General features: G+C 35.7%; 13 protein-coding genes. 1 reads left to right on the top strand and 12 read right to left on the bottom strand.

Features of this window, described 5'->3' with window-relative positions; all coding sequences use genetic code 11:
• Positions 1–306 precede the first annotated feature (306 nt).
• Positions 307–1,953: a sensor domain-containing diguanylate cyclase gene (locus ACIPKN_RS13760; protein WP_400936846.1), complete on the bottom strand. Its 1,647-nt coding sequence runs from the start codon at positions 1,951–1,953 to the stop codon at positions 307–309.
• Between the two features lie 866 nt (positions 1,954–2,819).
• Here ACIPKN_RS13760 and ACIPKN_RS13755 point away from each other — a divergent pair.
• Positions 2,820–3,410: a hypothetical protein gene (locus ACIPKN_RS13755; RefSeq protein ID WP_400936843.1), complete on the top strand. Its 591-nt coding sequence runs from the start codon at positions 2,820–2,822 to the stop codon at positions 3,408–3,410.
• 481 nt (positions 3,411–3,891) lie between these two features.
• Here the strand turns inward: ACIPKN_RS13755 and ACIPKN_RS13750 are convergent, their stop codons facing one another.
• The 11 genes from ACIPKN_RS13750 to ACIPKN_RS13700 all read right to left on the bottom strand — a co-directional run bounded on the left by ACIPKN_RS13750 (position 3,892) and on the right by ACIPKN_RS13700 (position 15,613).
• Positions 3,892–4,458 (bottom strand): hypothetical protein, encoded by a 567-nt coding sequence (locus ACIPKN_RS13750; protein WP_400936841.1) that lies wholly within the window; start codon positions 4,456–4,458, stop codon positions 3,892–3,894.
• Between the two features lie 212 nt (positions 4,459–4,670).
• The gene (locus ACIPKN_RS13745) at positions 4,671–5,771 is read right to left on the bottom strand and encodes a C45 family autoproteolytic acyltransferase/hydrolase (RefSeq protein WP_400936838.1); all 1,101 of its coding nucleotides are present in this window, start codon (positions 5,769–5,771) and stop codon (positions 4,671–4,673) included.
• Positions 5,772–5,858: 87 nt separating this feature from the next.
• On the bottom strand, positions 5,859–6,713 hold the full coding sequence (locus ACIPKN_RS13740; protein ID WP_400936836.1) for a MerR family transcriptional regulator: 855 nt from the start codon (positions 6,711–6,713) through the stop codon (positions 5,859–5,861).
• A 229-nt stretch (positions 6,714–6,942) separates the two neighbouring features.
• Positions 6,943–8,232, bottom strand: coding sequence for an alpha/beta hydrolase (locus tag ACIPKN_RS13735; protein WP_400936835.1), 1,290 nt, complete (start codon positions 8,230–8,232; stop codon positions 6,943–6,945).
• A gap of 13 nt (positions 8,233–8,245) precedes the next feature.
• Positions 8,246–9,325 carry a DUF1648 domain-containing protein gene (locus ACIPKN_RS13730; RefSeq protein WP_400936833.1) on the bottom strand — a complete coding sequence of 360 codons (1,080 nt, stop codon included), beginning with the start codon at positions 9,323–9,325 and terminating at the stop codon, positions 8,246–8,248.
• 7 nt (positions 9,326–9,332) lie between these two features.
• A complete protein-coding gene (locus ACIPKN_RS13725; protein WP_142507049.1) occupies positions 9,333–9,710 on the bottom strand; it encodes a GntR family transcriptional regulator in 378 nt (125 codons plus the stop codon).
• 553 nt (positions 9,711–10,263) lie between these two features.
• The gene (locus ACIPKN_RS13720; protein ID WP_400936831.1) at positions 10,264–10,563 is read right to left on the bottom strand and encodes a carboxymuconolactone decarboxylase family protein; all 300 of its coding nucleotides are present in this window, start codon (positions 10,561–10,563) and stop codon (positions 10,264–10,266) included.
• A gap of 210 nt (positions 10,564–10,773) precedes the next feature.
• Positions 10,774–12,147, bottom strand: a complete 1,374-nt coding sequence (argH, locus tag ACIPKN_RS13715; RefSeq protein ID WP_400936829.1) for an argininosuccinate lyase — start codon at positions 12,145–12,147, stop codon at positions 10,774–10,776.
• An 83-nt stretch (positions 12,148–12,230) separates the two neighbouring features.
• Positions 12,231–13,424, bottom strand: a complete 1,194-nt coding sequence (locus tag ACIPKN_RS13710; RefSeq protein WP_400936827.1) for an argininosuccinate synthase — start codon at positions 13,422–13,424, stop codon at positions 12,231–12,233.
• 477 nt (positions 13,425–13,901) lie between these two features.
• Entirely contained in the window at positions 13,902–14,657 is a 756-nt protein-coding gene (locus ACIPKN_RS13705; RefSeq protein WP_400936824.1) for an SDR family NAD(P)-dependent oxidoreductase, read from the bottom strand.
• Between the two features lie 8 nt (positions 14,658–14,665).
• On the bottom strand, positions 14,666–15,613 hold the full coding sequence (locus ACIPKN_RS13700; protein ID WP_400936822.1) for an MBL fold metallo-hydrolase: 948 nt from the start codon (positions 15,611–15,613) through the stop codon (positions 14,666–14,668).
• Positions 15,614–15,667 lie beyond the last annotated feature (54 nt).

The raw sequence follows: 15,667 nt of genomic DNA, 5'->3' as shown, positions 1-15,667 counted from the left end.
TCGAGTGGATGTTTGCTTCGCCCCATAAAAAATACTCCCCTTAGATAAACAGATTTTATTTTTTAATCTGTCTACCTAATAGGGAGCATATCAAATTGAGTATCTGGGCTTAACATTAGTCTAGAATTGACTCAGCATACGGTTGTATGCCAAAACGTTTATTTCGAGGATAACATTATTAGCAACCGCCTGTGAAAAAGCGCACTGATGCAGGTCAGTTAACCGTTATCGCATGAATGCGATGATTTTAGGCTAACACCCTTTATTGAACTCCTTTTCGATTCCGTGACATCCCGCTTAAAGAAGTTAAAGCATTTGCCTTGTATCAACTATACCTGTTTTATCACATACTCTAAGTTGGTTTCGACCGCTTTCCTTTGCAATATAAAGTGCTTGATCCGCCTTGTCAAGTAGCTCGTAAAATGTTGAAATATTTTCAGAATCACCGTATCCTGCAATGCCAATACTCACTGTCACATTGATCTCAAAATCCGCAATATAAGGATGATCTTCAACATGTTGCCGAACTCTTTCAGCAATTTTCACTGCACTCTCTAGCGTAGTATTTGGAGATAAAATGACAAACTCCTCTCCCCCATACCTTGTAACAATATCGATTCTTCGTACAGAATTTGTAATGATGTTTGCGACATGCTTTAGCACTTCATCACCGATTAAATGTCCATAGGTATCATTAACCTTTTTGAAAAAGTCAATGTCAATCGCTATACATGAACAATGGTTTTGTTCTTCTAAACATTTCTGAAAAGCAAGCTCCCCCTGCTCAATCAAATAACGACGATTATACAGCTTCGTCAGCTGACAGGTAATCGATAATTCTTTCAGTAAAATAGTATCTTTTCTTACTTTGTCGCTCATTTCATTGAAGGACGCACAAAGCTCCTGAAATTCTTGCGCATATGGTGTCAGCTGTTGGTCATTTATTTGATATTCATAAAAACCTTGTTCTACCTTTCTAACACCTGTTAGAAGCTGCTGGATAGGTTCTTCAATTCTTTTAGAGAGATGTAACATCATTTTAATCATAAAAAATGACCCAACTACTAAACAAATGGTTATCCATAAAATTCTATTGATTAATGGTTTATAGGCCTCTAACAGACCAATTTCTGATATAATAAACCATTTCCCTCCATTTATAGGCTTACTTTTAGCAAGAACCCACTTATTATTCGCGTCTTTATAAAGCTCGAGGCCGCTTGTTTTATTTTTTAAAGCTATGTTTAGGATATGGTCATCAACTAAATAATTTCCTGAAGACCGTTGTTGTTTATTGTTAAATTCAGAGAGCATAATACCTTCTTGGTCTATAATATAAGCATGACCTAAAAAGCCCACTCTCGATTCTTGCAGCAGTTGATTGATGATATCTAAATTTACTGCGCCAAAAACTACACCATTGAATTGTTGCTGTGCATTAAGAATCGGTGAAGCAAATGCCATAATAGGCTGCTTTGTAACTTTACTTATTAAAATATCTGTTATATATGGTTGTTTCGTTTTTTTAGCAACTTGAAAATACTTTCGGTCATTAACATCCACGCTAACACCATTTTTACTGTATTCAGTAACTGTATCAACTTGCACGATGCCCTCTTTATTGACGAATATTAAGTCTGTGAAATTTGTTTTTTCTTTAAAATCTTGAAAAAATTTTTGTAATTTTTGAAAATTATAGTCCTTGACAAAATCAAAATTAGCTATTGTATGTATATCACTGGATCGCTCTGATAACCAGCTTTCAAAAAAATAGGATTGAGCATCCAAATAATGCGTCATCTTTTCATTTTGATGTTGCATGGTTTGTCGATATTCAATATAAAGCGTTGGAATAAAAATACATAAACCAGTAATAAAAGTGATCCATACAAGTGCTCGATGAAGCTGACCTTTTATTGTGTTTGGCTGTGGAAACTTTTTTAAAACCCTCAAAACACTAACCTCCAAATTAATCTAAACATTTCCTTAAAATGGGCAATAAATAGTAATTTACTCATTAAAAATACCACAACCGTAAAATTGCGGCAGTGATAAATTTAACTTTTTCAGAAAATGTTTTGGTAGTGAAAGCAAAGCGACCAGCTACAATTATGCCGAGGCATAATTAATTAGTTTATAAAATTTATTGCAACAAAATTTGGAGAGTATATAACAGCCGCAACAATGGGTACTATTGTCAAAGAGGTATAGCCGACTGAAGAAGTACATATTTGCTCTAACGGATCTTTCGTTGGCGAAGCTAGATTTGAAGAAAACATTGCCGGTCATAAGTCGGTAATCCTACTATTTCATATAGCTCTTCAAAATCATCCTTATAAAAAGAGCCATCACTCCACGAATTTTCAGATGCTGATAACTTGAAAGAAATTGGTGCTGTAGCGCAACTTGCTCATGCACATATTGGGACGAATCATTGAATAGAATGGAACCACCATCAGGTTTACATCTCCAGCTACACATTTGATAATGTAGATTTACCTGCCCCAATACCCATTTTAAATATGGCATTCACACCATTATATTTTTTCACAATATCCTTCACAATAAGCTCCAAAATAAACCTCCCTTTTTATATGTTCATGACTATACAGGGGTTGCAAAAAGTTCATTTTGCGAAATGAAAATAGATGTTTCTATAAAATGATTTTTTATGTAAAATAAATAATTATTGGTAATCGAGGGAATAAAATCATCTTAACAAGATTCTGACTGAAGATGTCTATGAGCGGTTAAGGGAAAATTTCATCTTGTTTTTACTGCACGATTAATAGAATACTAAATTAAAGGGAGTAACCTAAGTGAGCGATTTTGAAGAACTTAAGTATTTTTTAGGACCACATTTTGGTCCGGAGATAGACTGGGAGCTAATCGAATACGCTGTTATTGATCATCGACAATTAAGTAAAAAAGAACGATCCAATTTCAAAAAAGAGCTCCTATATATGAAGCAACTGTTAGAACAAAATCAATATGATAAAATACAACAAATTATTAAGAAGAATAATTTAGAAGAAACAAAGCTTTACGATATTGATAAAATGCAAAAATTTATTGATGAAATTTTACCTATTATTGAGAAGTATGAATATAAGAAAGGTATCCCTTATGTCCCCTTTAAAGCTTTAAACTATTTGTTTGATACCATTATTATTCCAACTAAAACATTATTATCCTTCGACTTTATTGCCATAGATATTAAAAGAGAGGGAGATACATTTATACATCATATCTTGCAAGATTTAAAATATGTAGAAAAAGCCTTTATGGAGAAAGATGAAGCTAAGATTCAAAAGTTGCTACAACTATCCAGAGAAAAAGGCGTTAATATTTTAGAATCACAATATCGAGATGAATTTATCCAAGTTGTAACAACCGAATTAAGTTACTAAACAATTATGTCCTATAAAAAGAAAAAATTGACTACGAGAAATAACCACTAAATAGACTGTTCAGCCCCCATATTATTTGACCTATAAAATAAAAATACTTATTAAAAGTGATTCTTTCTACTTATAATTAGTAAAGATAAGCGGGCATTTACGCTTTAAAAATGTCAACACCGAGCACTATTGCAGAACGAATTTGGTGTGCTATTTCGTTCTCTTTCTCACTTTCGAACAGATTGCTTGTACATACAAAAAAGACCTTTCTACTCTGTAATATTAAAGACAAGTAAATGTACATGCTAGTTTATTACATCATAACTTGAGATACAAAATAGCCTTGTTAAATTATTTTTAACAAGGCTAACTTAACTTTCTTCTTTAACTAACGTATCTTATTATTTTATGTACATATATTCTCAATCTTTTAAGGTTTTTAACAAAAATAAATAAGTTAAATATAAATTATGTTCAATACATCAAGAATTTACTCTGGGGATTCTTGGCGTAATGCTTCCAAGAATATCTCGGCAATTCCATTTGGGTTTCCATTTTTCGTTGTTTCTTCTGAAAACCAAGAATATTCCAAATCGTGAATAATTATAGGTATTTCTCTTTTAAAAGTATTAATAATAACTTTATTGTCGTGTAATCTTTTTGCTACACTTGAAACTATCTGTAATAGCTCATAATAGCCGTTTGGTCCTTTTCCTATATAGTTATAATCCTCATCATACATTAATGTTTCGTCTTCGTACCCAATATCTTTTATGCCATTTTCCTTAAACCATTGTAATAAAATATTTGTTGATTCTTCATCACCAATAATTTCATGTTCATCTTGTCTCCAAAAGGCGTAATTCCATCTCTGCTCACTGAGCTGTGGACTATACTCGCAATCCTCCTCCGTATTGTAACTGATTACAAAAGTAGGGATATTATCTGGAACTTCATTTGTATATACAAAAAAGGATAATGCATATATTCCTTCCTCATTCCAACTTTCAATAATCGGTTTTATCTTTTTGTACAGATATTCAGTTAAGTTTACCATAGTGCCCCTCCTACAAAAGTAGTTAATTTATAATCGATTATATTAAATAACTGTTTATTTGTCATATTATTGACTACTATTCTTCCCTTTTGTTCAATAATACAAATTTAAGGCCTCACAAATATAAGCTGAACTAATTAGTTCAGCTTTTTAAATAAATTGTTATAATGTTGAACATTAATAAAAATCAAGAAAGGTTTTTTTGTTGTTTATTATTTTATGATTTTCCAAAACTCTGCTCCATAGCTTTTATTTTTAAATTCAACAGATGTTTGTGTTTTCGTAAAATTCTCACCAATCCCTATCTTGTTTACCTGATTTTGTAATGGTGAGCCAAATGAAAATTCCATTTGCAAATCAGTAAGGTTAAACAAAATTGAATGTACTGTTCCAAAGCTTTCTTTGTAATTATGGATGGACAATCCTTTAGGGAACTCTGTTAAAAGAAGTTCTTGGATTTCATCTATAGATCTTTTTCCACTTTCTTTAAATTTCTCCTCTAAAATATTATATCTTAATTGAGAATGCTCGAGCTTGCCAGGCTCCATTTCTTGTATTGCGGAAAATAGTCCGTGATTAGTTGCAATAAGATAATCTAGTTCTGCACGTTTTACCTCTTTTATTCCGTCATATGTTCCAATCAAAGCTGCGTCGCCATTTGCATCAGCAATAAGTAAATTCATGTTCGTTCCTACTGGCATAGTGTTAACCATATAAATTGCTTCTTCTACATTTTCGCAATTTTCTAATAGGGCTCTAACAATAACCATAAACTGTAATCCAGGTACTACTGGTGGTCTCATACCAGGATAATTGCCAATGGGCATGCCACACGATGCATATGCAACACATAGCCCCTTCTCATTTAAACCTTCACTTCGACCGAATGTTGAAACTGAAAATCCTGTATGAGCATATTTCCCTTCAACACGAGTAGTACATAAGCGCATATCCGAAATATCAGGTGATAAATCATAATTTCTTAAAACATATGTTTTACCATCTGCCATTTTTCCAGGTAAAATAGCCCCTAAACTACATCCCCCAGGTATTAACCATGCATTTTGATAAAAATTTAGTTGTTCAGGCGCATAGCCAAAGCCTTCTGCAAAGCCTTCTAATTCTTTATTTAAACCTGGGCAATACTGCTCTATTTGTGCTTTCATTTCAAAATAAGCGTTGTCACCAGTTAAATTTTCCGTAAAGAATAGCGATTTTGCAAAAGGATTCTTTTGAAACTCTCGCGCTTGTTGTTGTCCAATCTCATATGAACTACCTTTAAGAAATGCAAACTGTCCTGTATTTGTTTTCATCGATATACCCCATTCTATATTTAAGTAGCAAGACATTTCTTACCTTGCTAAATACAGAATAAAGTCTCCAGCTACTGGAGAGTTTAGCTAGTTTCTTAGTTTCACAAATACTTTTGTCAAAAAATCATTTGGATGTAGCTCAATATTTGGTTTAATATTAATTGGATTTACAACTTCAGTTGGGATTAAGCCCTTTATGTACTGCTCCATATATGTCCCTTCTGACTGGAGGGATTGCTCAGTCAGCCATTCCTGCAAGCGACTATAGCCAAAATGTAACTCTGAATACGGTCCCTTTATATTTATACAAGCATACTTGCCTTCTGTTATTACTTTAATATACTCCCCTTGTTGAGTTACTTTTACTGGTAACAGTAGTTCAACATCTGCTATATTTTGGTTCCTGTCCCTTTGGTGGAAAATTGCAACAAGCGCCCCATCTATCTCAAATTGATACGCATATATTCGTTCAAATAATTTTTGTACTAGCTTATCCATTTCTATAATATGTATCTTTTCACGGATAGAAAACACCTGTATGTTTAGACGTTCTTCTATGTAACAACTTGATAATATTGGCTTTGGCTTTGGATTAAACGTCTCAGTGTTCCTTATTGAATTTTTCACTTGGACAATATTTTGAAGTTGTTCAGCGATTACTTTTTGTTGGTGCTCTAATTCCTGAACTTTTTTATTTAATCTAATCTCTAAATCTTGCTTATCATTTTTCCCTTTAATAATCTGTTCAATTTCGTTTAATGAAAAATGGCAATGTTTAAGTACCTGTATAGTATTTAGCTCTTTCATTTTATCGTAATCATAATAACGATAGCCCGTCACTTCATCTATAAAAGATGGCTCGAGTAACCCAAGATCGCTATAATAACGAATCGTTTTTATAGGAACATTACACAGTTTCGAAAATTTCCCAATGCTATACATAATAAAACCTTCTTTTCAAATATTGTTGAATTCGATTAACCCGCTTAGTTATTACTATATCGTACAATAAAAATATGGTAAATAATTTAACAAATAACATCCCAAGCCCAAAAAAAGTATGCTCTGATTTGAGCATACTTCCTTTTGTTAGATACTAATTATGAGCATTACTTTTTTCGCAAGTTTTTCTCCATTTCTCGCAAGTATTCACCTTTCTACCGTGGATAGCTTAGTCTCTACTTCCATTCATAATAAACTGCTGAATGGCTGGCAGTAATTCTTTATGAAGTGGTAATGATGGGTCTGAATAGGTTGCTGCATTCTTCGTACGATCTGCTGGAGCATTTTTTAACACATGATTCATTCCGTCCATATATACAAGCTTGGCGTCTGGCTTACCTTTTTTTAACGCTTCCGCATCCGTTGAAACTACTTGTAAATCGGTTGTTCCTTGAAGAATTAAAACTCGGCTATTTACTTTCGCTAACTCATTTGCAGGATTATATTTTAACCATGAAATCATATACGGTTGAACTGAAGAACGGAAGAGTGACTGTAAATCTGGAGAAACGTTCTTTACTAGCTCGCCTTTTTTCAAGGATGCAAGAGCATCTGTTGATTCTTTTAGAAGCTCTGGCGATAATTGACCTTTTAATTGCTCTAACAAAATTTCATCGGCTGGTCTACCAGAGCCTGCTATAGAAACAAAGGACTCTACTTTTGTTTTTTGTGCTGCTAGTAAACCGATCAGTGAGCCTTCGCTATGTCCAATAATATGAACACTCGAATACGCTTTATTAGCTAAAAGGGTGTTAATCACTTGAACTGCGTCATCTACGTATTGATCAATCGTAATATCCTCTTCCTTAGTTAAAAGGGACTGATTATCGCCAAGTCCACGTTTATCATAGCGAACAGTAGTAATACCGTCTTTTGCTAACCCTTCCGCAATCATTTTTAAGCTATTATTTTTACCAGCTATTGCTGAATTTCCATCCTTATCAGTTGGACCAGAACCTGCTATAATAAGTGCAACTGGAGATGGCTCCTTGCTAGCCTTTTGAAGAGCCACTGTTAACGCACCATCTTTAACAAGAATCTTGGACGTTTCATACGTAACTGGTTGTTCTTTGAATGGCTTTAAGACAAGTGGGAATTTGCCACCACTTTGTTGAAACGTTGCTGTAATTTGCCCATCTTTTAATGTTCCGTTAATGACAACAGCCGAGCCATTTAAATTGATCGAAACACTTACTTGATCACCATCGTATTTGATGCTTTTAAATGGATAATCGGATAATCCTTGGGCTGGTACTGATAATGTCCCACTATCTTTCTGCAAATCAACGATAATCGGAAGTGCTCCGTTTGGCGTTTTAATATTCCCTTCCCATTTACCTACTAGCTGTTCATTCATTTTATTGTCCTCCTTTATCTCTTTACCTTTTGTGTTGTCCTCCTTTTGTGCGCATGCTGCTAATAAAAAAAGTGCACAACATAAAAATAATAGTTTTTTCATAAAATCTCTCCCTCTAGACGAAAATGACTAATAAGATTGGTAAAAATATTACAAGTAAAATGATATAGCTCCATTTATTCGCTAAATTCACAGTCCAACCAACGCCGTATTTCTTTTGCACTAATAGTGAAGGATCATTTTTATTGATATAAACAATCCCCCATTTCCAGTATCGATCATCGGCTGCAGCTGTTTCGTTTGTATGTAAATCATCAAAGCGCTCATTACTGTTACTTAACTTCCAAATGAAGAGGATAAGTCCCCCTAAAGAGACGATCATAAAAACGATAAAAAGCGGGAAGAAGTAAGGAGCTGTTTGATTTTTTAAAATAACTGTCGTGTAATGTAAAACAACAAGAACAATAGTCATACTATAATTAATCGCTGCTAAGTACCAGCTACCATATTTACGCTGGTTAAGCTCTCGATTGACTGAAGCATCTTTTGCTTGTGCACTCAATTGTATTTTGGCACTTTTCATACCGATACTGATGATGAAAAAGCTAATTTGTGTCCCTAGTAAAATAAGTGGCATTACAATAACTGATAGCCATGTTTTTTCAGTCCTACCGTCTATCTCACCTGCTGCATTCCAATGGGTAGCAAAAACATCTGGGATGGCATTGTAATTCATATAGGTAAAAGTAATCAATGCTAAAGTGATAATAATCGGTAATGCGAAAAATGTAGGTGAAAGTACTTCATCTCGATCTCGAAAAGATAAATCCATCACATAAACAGTTTTTACATGTGCTTCCCAATTTTCTTGTTTTTTCAGTTTTTTTGTTTTTATATGATAAAACATATAAAGTCCAGCTGCTATGAGAAGCACAACATAAAGCAAAACAAAGGATAATAAAACAAATTGCTCTTCTTGAATGGACGTAAACAGTAGTAAAATTTGAGCTATAAGACATGCAACTGCTATGCTCCCGACCATCATACTGTAATGCTTTTTAAAAATAAGTAATTGTTGATGTTGCACATAAGGTTCTGGAATAGATACACCAAACACAGTTGTTTTTCTCGCTAAATATGGTGTTAAAGTTTCCAGTACACCTACAAAGATAAAGATGCTTAATATAAAAAGCATATTTCCCCTACTTCCATTGTTTTAAAATTCGATGAAACAAACTCGTCATTTGTTCTTTTTCGAGACCCCGTGCAATGGCCTCTGCCATAATTGGTTTTAATGCATTTTCTACTTTTTCAACTTCCGTCTCTTTCAGTTCTTTTTTTTGACCACCGATAATGATCGCTTTTGCTTTCGGCTTTAATTCGATTAAACCTTTTTCTTCAAGTTCATGATAACTCTTACTAACCGTGCTGACATTAATCCCTAAATCCGCAGCCATTGAACGAACTGAAGGTAAAGTGTCACCATTTTTTAGGTTTCCCTTAGCAATCAACTCAATTAACTGATTCGCTAATTGTTTATAGAGCTGTAATTCACTGCTTGGATCTAAATGAATATTCATTTTACCCCTCCCATCTGTATCGCTTATCACCAAACAGAAATCTGTCATATGTAGAGTAATACAGATTTCTTAAAAAGGCAAATTTTCTCTAAATTAGGGATTAACCAATTAGGCTATTTTCTCTGAGGTTTTTAAGGTATTTAATGCGAAATAAAAAAGGACCCAGAAAAATTCTGGATCCCAAGAACACTTATTTCTATTTGATTTGATCTGTATCGGTTTTTGCTTCTTCTTAAGATACAGCAAAACAGAATATCCGCCTCGCTGATTCCATAAGATTTTAGAAGCTCACCCTATACAGTTGTGGCGGACTTTCCTGAGATTCCTGGTCTTTGGGTGTTTGACTACTCATTCTACATCCTCCTAATCATTTTAGATTAATAAGTGATTCCGTTCTTAATATGAACCGTTTCGTAAATGTTTATTCATGTGAAGCACATTTTTATGAATATGCCTTGTTATAGAATTAAAACTCCTAAGCTTCTTCTTTAAAAATTTGTTGGGCAATGGTTAAAGCATTTTGGACACGTGGAAAACCAATGTATGGTACTAATTATAATAATGCTTCCACAATTTCTGGCTGTGTCAAACCTGCATGTAAACCACGTTTAATATGTGTTTTTGTTTGTGGGGCAGCACCTTGAGTTACTACCGCTTTAATGACAACAAGTGCACGGCTCTTTGCATCTAGCCCTGGTCGTGAATAAACATCACCATAGGTAAATTCAATAATCATTTTGCGTAAATCTGGTGCTATGTCAGCTAGTACATCTGCCTCCATCATCCGTGCCGCTTCTTCCTTTGTCACATACTGTTTAATTGTTTCTAACCCCTTTGTAAAACGCTCATTCATTGACAATCCCCCCAATGTTATTTCTTTACACAAAAACCCCAATTCCGCGTCTCCAGAATTGGGGATTGTCCTTCACCTATGTAAGGGTCTCTTTTTCGTTTCACCCTCTGGCTCGAACGAAAAGGGAAAATATTTTTTCATAGTGCCTCACTGGACAGCTTTAATGAATATCTATGCAAAAGTCACAAGGACATGCACGCTAAGTTATGGTTACGAGAGACAGGCTTTCGCCTTTTCAATTTGGATAATTACTTGATCAAATCCTGTACCACCTAAAGAATGTCGACGACGAACAGCAGCTTCAGGTGTTAATACTTCGTAAATATCTGCTTCGATAAGCTCACTTTCTTTTTTCATGTCTGCAAGCGGTAAATCTAATAAATAGATGCCCTGTTGAATACATGTGAATACAAGTTTTCCTGTCACTTCATGTGCTTCTCGGAAAGGCATACCCTTTGTTGCTAGATAATCTGCAAGCTCCGTAGCATTGGAGAAGTCAGCGTGTACTGCCTGATGCAAACGCTCTGTATTGACAGTCATTGTGCGAATCATACCTTCAAAGATTTTTAATGAACCAAGAATTGTCTGCACTGTATCAAACATACCTTCTTTATCTTCCTGCATATCTTTGTTGTATGTTAACGGTGTTCCTTTCAGAACAGTTAATAAGCCCATTAAGTTACCGTAAACGCGTCCCGTTTTTCCACGGATTAACTCCGCCATATCAGGATTTTTCTTTTGTGGCATAATAGAAGAACCTGTTGAGAAGGCATCATCTAATTCGATAAATTTGAATTCATCTGTCGACCACAAAATAATTTCCTCTGCAAACCGAGATAAATGCGCCATTAATAATGATGAATTACTTAAAAATTCAACGATAAAATCACGGTCACTTACTGCATCCATCGAGTTCGCATAAACTTCGCTGAAGCCTAAAAGTTCCGCGGATTTTAAGCGATCGATTGGGAAAGTAGTACCTGCCATGGCACCTGCACCTAAAGGCAGAATATCAATACGCTTAAGCGACTCCGTGAAGCGTTGTTTATCACGCTCTAACATCCAGAAATAGGCCATCAAGTGATGGGCAAATGAGATTGGTTGCGCACGTTGTAAATGTGTATAGCCTGGAGCAATTGTTTCTACATGCTCCTCAGCCTTTTCAAGCAATGTCTTTTGGAATATCTCAATTAAACCGGTTGTTTCCTTCACACGTTTTTTCAAGAAAATATGCATATCCGTTGCTACTTGGTCATTTCGGCTACGGCCAGTGTGAAGCTTACCACCTACAGGACCAATTAAATCAATGAGCATTTTTTCCAAATTTAAGTGGATATCTTCATTAGCAACTGTAAATTCAAGCTCCCCTGCGATTGCTTTTTCTTGTAATTGTGCAAGGCCACCGAGAATGGTCTCTACGTCAGCTGCTGGTAAAATTCCTGTTGCGCCAAGCATCGTAACATGTGCTACGCTACCTTCAAGGTCTTCTAGAACAAGCTGTTGGTCAAAGCCAATCGATGCGCCGAACTCGTCCACCCATGCTTCTGCTGATTTTTGGAAACGCCCGCCCCAAAGTTTTGTCATAACAGCTCACCTTTTCCTTAAACTCTTTTTGAAAAAGGTGTAGTACAGCGTTTAATGCTACACTACACCCTGCTGTCAAAAGATTATTTTTTATTTACTGAAGAGTTAACCACTGTTGGCAGACCCCATAATTCGATGAAGCCTACTGCTGAAGCATGGTTGAATTGATCTTCTTTAGAATATGTTGCTAGCTTTTCACTATAAAGTGAATTTGGAGATTTTCGTCCTTCCACAATTGCATGACCTTTGTAAAGCTTCACGCGCACAGTTCCGTTCACAAACTTTTGTGATTCAGCAAGGAATGATTCCAGTGCTACACGTAATGGAGAGAACCATAAACCATCATAAATTAATTCAGATAATTTTTTCTCAATGACTGGCTTGAAGTGTGCTAACTCTTTTACAAGCGTTAAGTCTTCAAGTTCTTTATGAGCCGTTAATAGAACTTTTGCTCCTGGAATTTCATATACTTCACGAGATTTAATACCAACTAAACGGTTTTCAACGTGATCGATACGCCCAACACCATGTGCTCCAGCTACTGCGTTTAGCTCTTGGATTAAATCGGCAAGCTTCATTTCGTTACCGTTTAACGATACTGGTTTACCTGCAACGAATTCAATTTCTACGTATTCCGCTTCATCTGGAGCGTTTTCCACAGAAACTGTTAAACCGTATGCTTCTTCTGGTGGAGATACCCATGGATCTTCCATTACGCCCGCTTCATTTGCACGGCCCCATAAGTTTTGGTCGATAGAGAATGGTGAATCTAATGTTGCAGGAATCGGTACATCATGTTTCATAGCATATTCGATTTCCTCATCACGGCTCCAGCCCCACTCACGTACAGGTGCTAACACTTCTAAGTCTGGATTTAACGCTTTAATAGAAACTTCGAAACGAACTTGGTCATTACCTTTACCTGTGCAACCATGAGCTACTGCGTCCGCACCCACTTGGTTTGCAATTTCCACTAGTTTTTTAGAAATTAATGGACGAGAAAGTGCTGATACTAGTGGATATTTTTGTTCATACCAAGTATGAGCTTGTAATGAGATTAATGCATATTCTTCAGCGAATTCATCCTTCGCATCTACCATATATGATTCAATTGCTCCTACTTGAAGAGCTTTATTTTTTACAAACTCAAGGTCTTTACCTTCACCAACATCAAGACAAACTGCAATAACGTCCCAACCTTGTTCTTTTAACCACGGAATTGCTACAGAAGTATCAAGACCTCCTGAATATGCTAATACTACTTTTTTATTCGCCATAAAAAACGCGCCTCCAATTAATCTATTAGATATGTATGTTTATACATTCGTTTAAAACTTTATACACGAATAGTATCATGTTATAAAAATAAAAACAAGTGCATTTTTATAAATTTATAGACTTTTATGTTTATTGTAAAAAGTGTGTCATTATAACACTTTAAGCGCTTGTACAGACTATGAATAGTTTTACTCGGAAAAACGATTTTTTACGCGCAACATGAATGTATATAGTATTCGTCGGAGCGCGTAAACTAGCGCTAACTTAGCGGCGTATTTTGCGCGAATGGACATCCTTTCATCACCAAGTTGACGGACTTGCCAGGCATACAAAAAAGAGTTGTCTCAGCGCAAGAGACAACTCTTTACTTAATTTCGTTCGTTTTAATGAAGATTTATCGAAACTATTTGAGCTTTTATCGAAACAAAACCTCATTTTATCGAAACTTTTTGGGCTTTTATCGAAAAACAAGCTCTTTACTTCTTATTGAAAAATGATTTACCTAAAAATTCTACAGTTGCAGGTGCCATTGCATACAGCTTGCTTGTTAACCCCATGACCCTTGGTAAATTAACCTCTCGAACTGGTCGTTCAATTGTTTTTACTGTAGCTTGTGCCACTTCTTCAGCTGTAAGTAAAAATCTTCCTAAAGACTCGCGATAGCCGCTTTCATCACTCGCCTTATCTAAAAATGGTGTATCGATTGGACCTGGATGTATCGCCGTAACTTTAACATTATACGGAGCCAGTTCCATGCGAAGCCCATTTGTAAAACCGACAATCGCATGCTTTGTAGCAGCATAAACACTAGCCTTAGGTGTTGCTACCTTTCCTGCCTGTGAGCCGATGAAGATTAATTGACCTCGCTGACGTTGTATCATAGGTTCTGCTAGACGTTTTGCTAAATACATCGGTACACTGACATTTAGCTCTACCATTTGTCTAATAGCTTCATCTGCTAAGTCTGTTGCAATGCCAAATTTACCTACCCCTGCAGATAAAATAGCTACATCAAGAGGCGGTAGTTGTGCGCATACTTCATCGATTGTAGATAAATTAATTAAATCTGCTTGGATCACATTTGCGCCTACGCGTTCTAATGCTTTTAATGCAACTACATTGCGTCCTGTTGCATAAACCGTATGACCTTGTGCTACTAATAATTCTGTAATTTTCAATCCTACACCACTTGTTGCACCTGTAACGAAGATGGTCTTTTTATTCATGTTCATATTTAAACCTACTTCCTTTGAAATAAATAGATACCTTCTTCCGTTTTTGTAGATGTAATGAAATTGTTGGCCTCTAAGTAATCTAAATAACCGAGCGTTTTGGACAACGTCAGACCAAACTGACGCTGAAAAACAGCTGGGTAAAAGCGCTTCGTTACTTGTACAGCAGTTAATGATTCATCTCCAAATAATTCACAAACCTTCAAAGATTGCTGATGCTGACGGTCTAGTCGTTTATCAATTATATTAGGAATATTCTCTAGCTCAGCACCATGTCCTGTATACATCTTTTTTACAGGTAATCGACGTAAAATTTCTAGTGATTCATTATATTGTAGTAACGATTTAGTACGTCCTAATGTACGGTCTAGTGGTGGCTCAATTAATGGGTTTGGCGTTATTTTTGCAAGCAATAAATCTCCACCTATTACATCATGAGTTTTTTCATCCCAGTATATTAAGTGACTTTGCGCGTGTCCTAATGTTTCAATAGCCTTTAATCCAGGATGTCCTGGCACTTCATCTCCATCGTTAAGTATATGTGTTAAAGGTCGTTCACCTACAAGCTCTATTTCACGGCGGACATGGACACTCGGCTGGATATATTCTTGAGGAACTCCGTGCTCAAATAAGCGCTCACTGTAAAACTGCACATGGTAACGTAAAAAATCCTCGTCATGACGAAGCCATTTATCGTTATAGGCATGCCCTAAAATTTCAGCGTTCGGAAAGGCATCCACCCAACCTGCATGATCTGGATGATGATGGGTTAACACAACCTGTTCAATATCTCGCATATCAAAGCCCACTGCTCGAATACCCCTTTTAAGTGCATCATAGGCTTCCATTGTTTTTGGACCAACATCAAAAATGGTCAATGCATCTCCTTTTACAACAAATGCATTCACATCTCCTACTTCATAGGGTGTTGGTATTTCTATTTTGTGTATAGACAAAAGCTGTTTCCCCCTTTAATGCAACTAGTGAATACCTATTCATTCTATTTTACA

The organism is Lysinibacillus sp. NPDC086135 (assembly GCF_044746345.1).
Lineage (GTDB): Bacteria > Bacillota > Bacilli > Bacillales_A > Planococcaceae > Lysinibacillus.
This window is presented reverse-complemented; position numbering and strand designations above follow the sequence as displayed.